Source organism: Staphylococcus sp. AtHG25, from assembly GCF_003217445.1.
GTDB lineage: Bacteria > Bacillota > Bacilli > Staphylococcales > Staphylococcaceae > Staphylococcus > Staphylococcus haemolyticus.
The window spans coordinates 1-10802 of sequence record NZ_QJSN01000026.1; the positions used below are offsets into that span (position 1 = coordinate 1).

The 10802-nt window shown below is 30.7% G+C and carries 12 protein-coding genes and 3 pseudogenes; 6 read left to right on the forward strand and 9 right to left on the reverse strand.

All coding sequences use genetic code 11. The annotated features are described in order from the left end of the window. Positions 1-197: pseudogene (locus BDW31_RS12585) on the forward strand (IS5/IS1182 family transposase); the annotation flags it as partial. On the opposite strand, the gene BDW31_RS11785 reads toward BDW31_RS12585, so the two are convergent. After that, positions 181-435: a hypothetical protein gene (locus BDW31_RS11785; RefSeq protein WP_110709670.1), complete on the reverse strand. Its 255-nt coding sequence runs from the start codon at positions 433-435 to the stop codon at positions 181-183. The pseudogene BDW31_RS12585 and the gene BDW31_RS11785 overlap by 17 nt on opposite strands. 13 nt (positions 436-448) lie before the next feature. Then, positions 449-991, reverse strand: a complete 543-nt coding sequence (locus BDW31_RS11790; protein WP_002458491.1) for a recombinase family protein — start codon at positions 989-991, stop codon at positions 449-451. Between the two features lie 112 nt (positions 992-1103). On the opposite strand from BDW31_RS11790, the gene BDW31_RS11795 reads away from it, so the two are divergent. Beyond that, positions 1104-2555: a SulP family inorganic anion transporter gene (locus BDW31_RS11795; RefSeq protein WP_012816714.1), complete on the forward strand. Its 1452-nt coding sequence runs from the start codon at positions 1104-1106 to the stop codon at positions 2553-2555. Between the two features lie 13 nt (positions 2556-2568). Further along, positions 2569-2982, forward strand: coding sequence for a universal stress protein (locus tag BDW31_RS11800; protein ID WP_002458489.1), 414 nt, complete (start codon positions 2569-2571; stop codon positions 2980-2982). Positions 2983-3471: 489 nt separating this feature from the next. Here BDW31_RS11800 and cstB read toward each other — a convergent pair whose 3' ends face one another. Further along, the gene (cstB, locus tag BDW31_RS11805; protein WP_012816715.1) at positions 3472-4806 is read right to left on the reverse strand and encodes a persulfide dioxygenase-sulfurtransferase CstB; all 1335 of its coding nucleotides are present in this window, start codon (positions 4804-4806) and stop codon (positions 3472-3474) included. A 30-nt stretch (positions 4807-4836) separates the two neighbouring features. Next, entirely contained in the window at positions 4837-5904 is a 1068-nt protein-coding gene (cstA, locus tag BDW31_RS11810) for a persulfide response sulfurtransferase CstA (protein WP_012816716.1), read from the reverse strand. 137 nt (positions 5905-6041) lie between these two features. Between cstA and cstR the strand changes: the two genes are divergently transcribed. Further along, positions 6042-6302: a persulfide-sensing transcriptional repressor CstR gene (cstR, locus tag BDW31_RS11815; protein ID WP_012816717.1), complete on the forward strand. Its 261-nt coding sequence runs from the start codon at positions 6042-6044 to the stop codon at positions 6300-6302. Beyond that, positions 6302-7057: a sulfite exporter TauE/SafE family protein gene (locus BDW31_RS11820; protein WP_049432286.1), complete on the forward strand. Its 756-nt coding sequence runs from the start codon at positions 6302-6304 to the stop codon at positions 7055-7057. Before cstR ends, BDW31_RS11820 begins: the two co-directional genes overlap by 1 nt. 141 nt (positions 7058-7198) lie before the next feature. Here the strand turns inward: BDW31_RS11820 and BDW31_RS11825 are convergent, their stop codons facing one another. The 5 genes and pseudogenes from BDW31_RS11825 to BDW31_RS11845 all read right to left on the reverse strand — a co-directional run. Beyond that, positions 7199-7798, reverse strand: a complete 600-nt coding sequence (locus BDW31_RS11825; protein WP_053025635.1) for a hypothetical protein — start codon at positions 7796-7798, stop codon at positions 7199-7201. Between the two features lie 159 nt (positions 7799-7957). Beyond that, entirely contained in the window at positions 7958-8050 is a 93-nt protein-coding gene (locus BDW31_RS11830) for a type I toxin-antitoxin system Fst family toxin (RefSeq protein WP_001791613.1), read from the reverse strand. A gap of 168 nt (positions 8051-8218) precedes the next feature. Further along, complete coding sequence (locus BDW31_RS11835) at positions 8219-8566, reverse strand: ArsR/SmtB family transcription factor (protein ID WP_002467551.1); 348 nt, start codon at positions 8564-8566, stop codon at positions 8219-8221. An 18-nt stretch (positions 8567-8584) separates the two neighbouring features. Next, positions 8585-9202 carry a CadD family cadmium resistance transporter gene (locus BDW31_RS11840; RefSeq protein ID WP_002454671.1) on the reverse strand — a complete coding sequence of 206 codons (618 nt, stop codon included), beginning with the start codon at positions 9200-9202 and terminating at the stop codon, positions 8585-8587. A 246-nt stretch (positions 9203-9448) separates the two neighbouring features. Then, positions 9449-10628: pseudogene (locus BDW31_RS11845) on the reverse strand (MobA/MobL family protein); the annotation flags it as partial. Positions 10629-10674: 46 nt separating this feature from the next. Here BDW31_RS11845 and BDW31_RS11850 point away from each other — a divergent pair. Then, a pseudogene (locus BDW31_RS11850) lies at positions 10675-10802 on the forward strand (IS6 family transposase); the annotation flags it as partial.

The window sequence follows — 10802 nt, forward strand, 5'->3', positions numbered from 1 at the left end:
CACTCGGATGTCTGTCCGAGGACTCAATAAAGTCAAAAGAGAACTTGGTTTTGTATTAATGGCACTTAATATAAGAAAAGTAGTAGCTCAACGAGCTGAAAATAATCAAAAAATTTATAAAAAAGACAATTTCTATATTATTTCAATAGAAATTGTCTTTTTTTCACTTATCCAAGAACTTTATGTCCCGGACTCTATTTGATGTGCAGAAATATTTTTACGTCCTTTTTCTGTTAACTCTGCGTATCTTATTGTCCCACAAATCGGAAAACATTTATTATAAAACAGTTCTACATTTTTAGCTAAATCTTGCCTCGCTATACTCTCGAGTGCTAATAAAAAAGTTTTTTCACTCACATTTAACGTTTTAAAATCTATACTTTCTTCTTCTCTAATCGATAATAGCACATTATACACTAAATCTTGTTTTAACAACGTTCATCACCTCTTATTTATCTAGATGACGATACAAAGTTGCTCTACTTATATTTGTCTGTTCTTTTATCTCATCCAAAGTATATTTTTTGCTCATATACATTTCTATTGCATCTCTAAGATTTTTATCATCTCGTTTTGGTCTACCTAAATTTTTTCCTTCTTTTGAATAATTTTCTAGTCCTATACGTGTTCTAAATTTAACAATATCACTTTGGAAATCTGTAATATCATGTAATATTTCTAGGAATTCACCTTGAATATTTTTATATATATAACGATTTAAGTTAATAACATATAAAGAAATATCTTCTTTCGAAAGATAGTCCAATATATCCACTAAATGCTTCGTAGAGTCTGCAAGTATACATAAATCCGTAACATATAATATATCACCATCAGTTAATTTTGAGTTTAACAGAATATCTAACTCAGTTCTTCTTTTATTATTTGCATGTGTCTCTTCTAAAATATCATTTGTATAAATCGATATTTTCTTTTTCTGTTCGATAACATCATCATTTATTATAACTGGTCTGACATAACCGTATTTCATTTAATTACACCACCTATAATCATATAATAACATAAAGTTTCAATAAGGGGTATACATATGAAACTTTTCTGTTATACTTTACCATATAATTAAATAAAAAGGAGAGTAAGTTATGGTTGAAAAATTAAAATATGAATGGCTTAACCAGCCTGGTAAAAACATACTTGCAGGTATTGTAGTTGCCTTAGCTTTAATCCCTGAAGCTATCGCATTCTCAATTATTGCTGGTGTAGATCCAATGGTTGGCTTATATGCTTCTTTCATTATTGCTGTTGTTACAGCTGTTGTAGGTGGTAGAGCAGCAATGATATCAGGTGCAACAGGGGCTGTAGCCTTACTAGTTGTGCCACTTGTTAAAGACCATGGTGTAGAGTACTTACTAGCTGCTACTATACTAATGGGAATCATTCAATTGATTTTAGGTCTTCTTAAAGTAGGTCGTTTAATGAAGTTTATACCTCATTCAGTCATGATTGGTTTTGTGAATGCATTAGGTATTATGATTTTTATGTCTCAAATTGAACATATCTTTGGAATATCAATATCAACATATATATATGTAATTGTAACATTACTCATTGTATATATAATTCCAAGATTTTTTAAAGTTATACCAGCACCACTTATAGCAATTATCGTTTTAACAGCACTATATATGTACACAGGTTCTGATGTAAGAACTGTAGGAGATTTAGGGGATATTAAACAATCTTTACCCCATTTCTTAATCCCTAATGTCCCTTTTAATTTTGAAACACTTCAAATTATTTTCCCTTATTCATTATCTATGGCTATCGTAGGATTGGTTGAAAGCTTACTAACAGCTAAAATTGTTGATGATGCGACAGATACTTACAGTAGTAAGAATAGAGAATCACGTGGCCAAGGAATTGCTAATATAATAACTGGTTTATTTGGCGGAATGGGTGGTTGCGCTATGATTGGACAATCAGTCATCAATGTTAAGTCCGGTGCAAATAGTCGATTATCTACATTTACAGCGGGTATCGTACTTATATTTATGATTATTGTACTTGGAGGAATAGTAGTCCAAATTCCAATGCCGATTTTAGCTGGGATAATGGTTATGGTCTCTGTGGGAACTTTTGATTGGACTTCATTTAAGTATATTCAAAAAGCTCCCAAAACAGATGCAGTCGTTATGGTATTAACGGTAATCATTGTATTAATGACACATAACTTGGCTATTGGTGTCGTAGTAGGTGTTGTTTTCAGTGCTTTATTCTTTGCGACTAAGATTTCTAAAGTTGAAGTTACTTCTGAAGAATTTGGTAAAGTCAATCGTATGTCTTTTAAAGGCCAAATATTCTTTGTATCAATTGACTCTATGATGGAGCAAATTAACTTTAATATTGAAAATAGTAAAATAGAATTAAATTTCAATGACGCACATCTATGGGATGATTCAGCTGTTGATGCTATCGATACCATAGTTAGAAAATTCGAAGAAAAAAATAATATTGTTCATGTAGAAAAACTCAACTCGGATAGCCGTAAAATTGTATCAGAGTTAAGCAAACTCAATGAAAATCATTTAAATTAAAGGAGTGTTTTATATGTATAATTCAATTTTATTAGCAGTAGATGGTTCAGAGAATAGTTTACGCTCAGCAAAGGAAGTTTTAAATTTTATAGGTGAACAAACGATTGTGACGATTCTTACAATTGTTGATGTAGATGAATCAAAGTCCGACGTATTACATGGCAAGCAAGGTAAGAGCCTTACTAACGAAAGAGAAGAGAAATTATCTTATATTACCGAAGTATTTATAGAAAACAATGTAAAATATGAAGTGAAAATAGCACATGGTATCCCAGCTGAGAAAGTTGTGGAAGTGGCAAATAGTGGTGATTATCAAGCAGTTATTTTAGGATCTCGTGGTTTAAATAGTTTGCAGGAAATGGTTTTAGGAAGCGTCAGTCATAAAGTGGCAAAACGTTCTGAAATTCCTGTTATCATTGTGAAGTAATATGTAAAGCTCAATCCCTGACAGGATTGGGCTTTATTTAGAGGTGAACATTAGATGAAAATTAACAATTTCTATTATGGATGGATTATTGGCTAAAAAGCCAGTTAAAAATTATTAAAATATACCATAGAAAGAGTGGTTTTTAAGGGGAGATGTTATGAAATTTTGCAAAGGAATATGTATTCTAATGTTATTGATTTTTTGTGATTTGTTGATTTTCAAACGATCGAAAGTATGGGGAGTAGCGCATGGCTGGAGTAACAATGAAATTTAAATAATAAAGGAAGAAGGCTATACTGATATGGTTATTAACCAATACTAAAAAAACTGTGAATTATATAATTCACAGTTTTTTATTTTGGATAATTAAATATATTCTTTTGCAATTTATTAAGTAAAATTACTGCAATATAATAAGGAAAATGACATATATATCTAGATATAAAAAGAGAGTGTACAGAAAATGGTTATTTTCTGTACACTCTTAAATTATTTTAATGATTCTGGAAAATCTTGATAGCCTTCTCTAATATTTACGACATTTTCAAATCCTTTGTTTTCTAAGATACCCACGGCGATTGAACTTCTAACACCTGACTGACAATGTACGTATATTTTATCCTCTTTATTAAATGGAATATTTTCATTTAATAATTTACCATGCGGAATATTGACTGCTTGATCTAAGTGCCCATTATTCCACTCTTCTTCATTACGTACGTCAAGTATATATTCTTCTTTACCAGTCATATCAACGCTATGGATGGATTGGGTTAAAATTTCTGATTTTGGTAAACGATAACCTGCTACATTATCAAAGCCAATTAATTGTAAAGTATGCGCTGCTTGTTCAACGGTAGATTTATCACCAATTAAATCTATACTATTTTCATAGTCTAAATACCAACCGATTTGGTTAATGAAGTTTTGGTTGTAAGGAATATTGATTGTACCTTCAGTATGACCACCATGAAAGGCTTCTTTACTACGAAGATCAAAGGCTATTCTTGCATTATCTAAACTAGGAAAAACGTCGTATGGTTGATACATGTTCATACCAAACTGATTAATTTTTTTCATCTGTGCAAAGTGATGGGGTGGCGCTGGTTGATTTGATGTTAATGTTTCAACAAATTTAGATTCATCTGTTACATTAAATGCCCAGTTATTAATTTTTTCGTAACCTAGCGTAGACATTGGTACGGCGCCTAATGCTTTACCACAAGGACTTCCAGCACCGTGACCTGGCCAAATTTGAATATAATCTGGTAAATCTTTAACACTTTCTATAGATTGATACATTTGTTTCGCACTAACTTCTGTAGAACCTTCCATTTGAACTGATTTTTCTAGTAAATCAGGTCTACCGATATCACCAACAAAGACAAAATCGCCACTAAATAAGCCCATTGGAACGCTTGAGCCGCCACCTTCATCAGTGAGTAAGAAACTGATACTCTCCGGGGTATGACCAGGTGTATGCAATACTTCTAATTTAATGTTACCTACATGAATAATATCTTGATGTTTAACAAAATGTGTTTGTTCTGGCATATTACGATAACTTAATTCATCGTCACCTTCGCCAGATACATATACGTTTGCATTTAATTGTTCTGCCACATCTCTAATGCCTGAAGCAAAATCAGCGTGGATATGGGTTTCTGCAGCTTGTGTAATTGTAAAACCTTCGCTATCTGCAACTTCCATATATTTTGTTAAGTCACGTACAGGGTCAATTATTATTGCCTCTCCTGTGCGTTGACAGCCAACTAAATAAGATGCTTGAGATAAATTGTTATCGTAAAATTGTTTAAAAAACATATAAAGAACTCCTTATTTTAATAGATTTAATTAAATAAATAAATTATGACTCGCGTTTTCAGTATCACCTATATAAGTGCCTACACCACCGTACTCAACTTCGTCTCTTAATTCTTCTTTCTTAATGCCCATGACATCCATGCTCATCGTACATGCGATTAATTTGATATCTTGGTCGATTGCTTGGTCGATAAGTGATGGTAATGAATCAACATTTTTCTTTTTCATTACGTAGCGCATCATGATATTACCTAAACCGAACATATTCATTTTAGAGAGTGGCATTTTCAAGGGTGTTTTTGGCAACATAAAATCAAACATTTTTGCGATACCTTTCTTTTTAACGTTAGCTGTTTGCGCTTTTTTCAACGCGTTAAGTCCCCAGAAAGTGAAAAAGATGGTTACATCTCTTCCTGCAGCTTTAGCACCATTCGCAATAATCATTGCTGCCACTGCTTTATCTAATTCTCCACTAAATAGTACAATTGTAGTGCCTTTAGACGTATGACTCACTTCTAAATCTTTGGGTTGTTCTTTTTGAATAATCGCTTTAATTTCATTGTCACCCCCATCAAGTTTTACTAATGTGTGTCCCGTTTGTTTCGCCCAGCTTTTAATATCACTTGCGAATCCTGGATCTGTGACTGTAACCTCAATTTGGTCACCTTCTTGAATATTTTTTACTTCTTTACTGATATTTACAATAGGGCCTGGACATTGAAGACCACTATAGTTTAATTGTTTACGCTCTGCTTTAATTTCTACATTTGTGTTTTCTTCTTTTGTATCATCGCTGACGTTTTTTTCTTCATAAGCTTTATAGCCGCCGTCTAAATTTACAACGTCATAACCTTGTTCAGCTAAATATTTACTAGCTTTAGCACTTCTGTTACCACTTTTACAGTGTACATAATAGGTTTTATTTTTGTCTTTATTGAACGACTCAATCTCATCTACAGGATGCAGTGTGGAACCATTGATGTGCCCCAATTCATATTCTTCTTGTGTTCTTACATCAATCAATTGACCTTGAGAAGTTAATTTTTCTAATTCTGATTTACTTAAATCATTAATATGTTTTTCATTATATTGTTTCATAATAACCTCCTGTTAAATACCTATAAGGGTATGTTAACTGATTGTTTATAGCGTGTCAAATACCCAATGGGGTATTTGACATTTTTGGTTCTATCTATTATTATGACTTTATTCAATTAAAAGTGGAGGAAATAACTATGCATTATGATAAAAAAATGATTAATCGTATTAATAGAATACAAGGTCAACTCAATGGAGTTATTAAAATGATGGAAGAAGAAAAAGATTGTAAAGATGTCATTACTCAAATCAGTGCATCAAAAAGTTCAATCCAACGTTTGATGGGGATTATCATTAGTGAAAATTTAATAGAATGTGTAAAGACAGCAGAGGATAATGGTGAAAATTCTGAAGAATTGATTAATGAAGCCGTTAACTTATTGGTAAAAAGTAAATAATGGATATTTCAACTGTTATTATGATGTTACTTATTGGGGTATTCGGAGGCTTTATTTCGGGTCTAGTAGGTATCGGTGGCGCTATTATTATTTACCCAGCCATTTTATTGTTACCGCCACTATTTGGGGCTCCTGCATATAGCGCGTATATCGCATCAGGACTTACTTCTAGCCAAGTCTTTTTCAGTACCTTAAGTGGCTCTTTGAAAGCAAGAAAAAAACCAGAATTCTCACCCCAGTTGGTCCTTTATATGGGAGGAGGTATGATTATAGGGAGCATGTTAGGGGCTTTGCTAGCAAATTTATTTGATGCTACATTTGTAAATATGGTGTATATTATCATTGCTTTACTTGCATTAATATTAATGTTTATTAACGTAAAACCTAGTTCAGACCAATCTTCCTTTAATAAGCCTTTATTGGTTATTGTGGGTCTTTTCGTTGGCATCATTTCGGGTATAGTTGGAGCAGGCGGCGCCTTTATTATTATTCCTATATTATTAGTTTTATTCAAATTACCAATGAATACGGTGGTTGCTAATAGTATAGTAATTGCCTTTATATCTTCAATTGGCGCCTTTATCATTAAACTTATACAAGGTTACATTCCTTTAGAAGACGCGTTATTTTTAATAATAGGGAGTATTATTTTCGCTCCGTTAGGCTTAAAATTAGGTGAAAAAGTCCCTAGTTTTGTACAAAAATGGATCATCAGTATTTTAATTATTATTGCAATTATTCAAATTGTTTTATAAATAAGAAAGAGAGGTACAACTAATATTTGCACTTCTCTTTCTTATTTATAAAGTTAAAACATTCTCAAATAGCAATGGCAAGTTGCTATAAATTCAACAGCTATATACGTATGATTAGGGTGTACCTTAAATTAACTATTATCAATTTGTAACTGCAAAAATTAAAAGTCTAAATTTATTTAAATCATCTAAGCTCAAATATTCATTCTCTTTTTCCATGTCTTTCGTTAAAAAGTAAAATTTACGTATCGTTTCATCAATTAATATTTTATTTTCATCTCTTGTTTCAATTATAGCCCCATGATAATTTGTTCCATATTTTTCCATACATTTATTTTCATAACCTTCAAAGAGTTTTTCAGCTATAAAAAACTTATTATGCTTTTCTACTTGATTAATTAAAAATATTTTACTAGTAATTAGATTAGAAAAATACATAGGATCATAAGCATCTAATCCTTCACTACCTGAACCCCTATGTCCTTCATAAATAACCGACTTACCTTCACTGTTCACTTTATCTTTTAATAACACTTGCATCAATTCAACAGTTTCTTTTTTCTCTCGTTCTATTCCAATAGAACTACCATTCCAATTGATATATAATTTAGTTAAATCATTAAGTATATTTTTTATCTGTTTATAAAATATGATTATAATCCCCATTATCAATAATGGAAAACTAAATTCTGAATACAAATACTTAAATATTTCTATACTACACCTTGTAATACTAATCAATGATACTCCTCCTACTTCAAATATAACCTTTTTGCATTTCTCTACTTACCAGTGTTATAATTTAGATAACGAAAATGATTAACAATTAATGCACCAATCCCCACACTACTGCAATAGTGTGGGGATTTTTTCGATGCTGGCTTATAAGTCGCCTATTAATTATTTGTTGCGTTTACTAAGCCAATAAGTATAATACGCAACAGCACAGCCACTGATGACTGGCGCTATGATGTGAACGAAAATGATTAGCAAAGTAATGCACCTCCTCTCTGCGTCTAAATTTGACGCCTGAGAGATAGGCGACCCTATTATTATACCATCTGAGAATATACAAGCATATCTACTTCCGATAAGTCATTTTATGTTATATCTTTGCTTATTTTATAGTATCAAGACAAGAAGAAACTCGTTTCACTCGTTTCAAAAACCCTCCTGATTTTTAGAGAAAAACTCTCTTATTTCATCGTCTTTAATAAAATAATATGCCATCTTTCCCTTTTTATAAAAATCAAGCACATCATTTTTATATAAAAGTCTTAAATGATGTGAAGTTGAAGCAACACTCATTTTCAATATCAAAGAAATATCACAAACACACAACTCATCTTCTTTAATCAAAGATAATATAATTTTCAATTTCTTCTCATCACAAATCTTTTCTAAAATGTTAAGTAATTTCTTAGATTTATCATCTTCTAAAAAACTTAAGGCATTGTTAACTTTATCCTCATGTACACAGATCACATCACAAGCATTTTTATAGCTCATATAAAATCACACCCTAAATTAAAATATAAATCCTAAAATTGTTTGAATAGTGTCATTTTCTATAATGATAAATAAACCTAAAGCTATATAAATAACAGCCATAATCCAACGACCAAATTTCTCAACAATTTCTCCAACTCCTGGAATATTAGCTAATTTTTGTGCAGTAAATACCAAGACGAAAATTAAAATTAAAAAGACAAACAAAGTAATTAATAAATTAGTAACACTTAATGTCACAAAATAGGGAACAAATACACCAATATTATCAGCGCCACAACTTGCTATGGTAATAATTGCAATCGTACCAACTAGTTTAGACAATCCTTTTTCATTCAATTCTTTTTTAGCTCTCTCTTCTCCGTCACTATCACCATAAATAGCCACTTTAATTCCTAAATAAATCGGTATTAACCCTAATAATCCTAATATCCATTTTTCAGGAACATAATTTAAGACAAAGGCAAAGAATAAACTTATGACAATCAATGTCACAGATCCTACATATTGACCAATATAAATATCGCGATATTCTTTCCTAGTCTTTGCTCTAGCAAAGAACATTAATAAAATCACTAATAAGTCTAATGCTGTCACAATATAAAGAATAGCAGCAGTTACAATAGTCTGAATCATAATTACACCTCATTCAAAAATATTTTTGAATATATTATAACTTATTTTTTTTAATAATCATAGGTGCTTTATTCCAATTGCTTTATTGACGTTGAGCCTCGGAACTTTTAACAAACTCAAAAAATAGTCTAATGGTTGGCATATAATCATGAATTTTAAATGTTTTCTTTAAACCAAAGTTAATGTATCACATTGGTTCACTTTCTTATTACTAAAGAATGGACTTTGTATCATTTCAGCGGCCTGCTATCTTCTTATTTGGTTATTTCTATCTTGTTTCTTCTTCTTTTTCTTATGATTAATATTGTTTTGTTTTTCAGTTTCATTCGCATAATACATAAGGAAGTCACTAGCGTTTATCGTTGGTAAATGAATATGATTAGATTGTTCATTTTCATGTTCATTATGATTGTCATGATCATTTCTATCCACTTGATTAATATGTTTTTTGATAACTTCTTTTTGATCGACATTGTTATATTTTTCAAGTTTGATAAGTAATTGAACTTTCTCATTAGGGGTTTGGTCTTTGATTTTTTCAAAGTTTTTATCGCCTATATCTATTCTTAAATCATCATCAATATGTTCTTTATAACTATCAATTTTTTTCTTTTTCCTTAATAAATTGCAACTCAACGTTATATTCAAAGGTATTTTTTTCTAAATTTTTGAGATATCTTTGACTAAAGAAAATATCTTTACTCGCTTTTTTATAAGTATTTTCTAGCAATATATCATTAGGAATATTGTTATTTTGTTTAAATTGATATTGAACATGAGTTGCTTTTATAAAGTTACCTTTTTGTGCCTCATCAACAATAAATGCTTTCTCATCATTACTAAATTGTTTATGAGATTTAGGGTACATTTGCTGAACAATTATATTATTTTTCTCACTTTCAGTTAAATAAACATCTTTAGCTGATTGATAAATTTCTTTACGTTTTTCTTCTCTACTTTCTAATTTATTCTTTTCATTGAGTAATTCTTTATAGTTAGATTTAACAGTATTAATAAACTCTTGTTGACTATATCCTTTAGTTTCAATATCTCTTCTAAATTGATAATTAGTATCATAATTGTCAGCATAAAATTCTAATTGACGTCTCTTAATTTCATTTTTAAGTAAGTCATTTTGAATTTTACGACCAAAGGTAGACGCATTATCAAACGTATTTTTTAGTGTTTCTTTCGCCTCTATATAGCCAACATCACGTTGATATCTATTAAATAAAATAGAATAACTATGTTCATTTTTGCTTACTTGATCATTAGCGTTTTGAACAAGTAATCTAATTTCATTTTGTGCTTGTTCTTTCTCTTTATCGTTATATACTTCTGATAATTCGCCACGATTATATTGTCTAATCTGTTCATTTTTCTGTCCGTAATAAGTAACGGGTTGATACTCAATACGGTTCTGTTGCAAAGTTGAATTTATAGTATAATTTTAACAAAAAGAAGTCTTCTGTATGAACTATTTCAGATATAAACAATTTAACAAGGATGTTATCACTGTAGCCGTTGGCTACTATCTAAGATATGCATTGAGTTATCGTGATATATCTGAAATATTAAGGGAACGTGGTGTAAACGTTCA

Excerpts from the sequence above, each read along its gene's own strand:
- BDW31_RS11820 (WP_049432286.1), top strand. The coding sequence starts at position 6,302 with ATGGATATTTCAACTGTTATTATGATGTTACTTATTGGGGTATTCGGA.
- BDW31_RS11795 (WP_012816714.1), top strand. The coding sequence starts at position 1,104 with ATGGTTGAAAAATTAAAATATGAATGGCTTAACCAGCCTGGTAAAAAC.
- cstR (WP_012816717.1), top strand. The coding sequence starts at position 6,042 with ATGCATTATGATAAAAAAATGATTAATCGTATTAATAGAATACAAGGT.
- BDW31_RS11800 (WP_002458489.1), top strand. The coding sequence starts at position 2,569 with ATGTATAATTCAATTTTATTAGCAGTAGATGGTTCAGAGAATAGTTTA.
- cstA (WP_012816716.1), bottom strand. The coding sequence starts at position 5,904 with ATGAAACAATATAATGAAAAACATATTAATGATTTAAGTAAATCAGAA.
- BDW31_RS11790 (WP_002458491.1), bottom strand. The coding sequence starts at position 991 with ATGAAATACGGTTATGTCAGACCAGTTATAATAAATGATGATGTTATC.
- cstB (WP_012816715.1), bottom strand. The coding sequence starts at position 4,806 with ATGTTTTTTAAACAATTTTACGATAACAATTTATCTCAAGCATCTTAT.
- BDW31_RS11835 (WP_002467551.1), bottom strand. The coding sequence starts at position 8,566 with ATGAGCTATAAAAATGCTTGTGATGTGATCTGTGTACATGAGGATAAA.
- BDW31_RS11840 (WP_002454671.1), bottom strand. The coding sequence starts at position 9,202 with ATGATTCAGACTATTGTAACTGCTGCTATTCTTTATATTGTGACAGCA.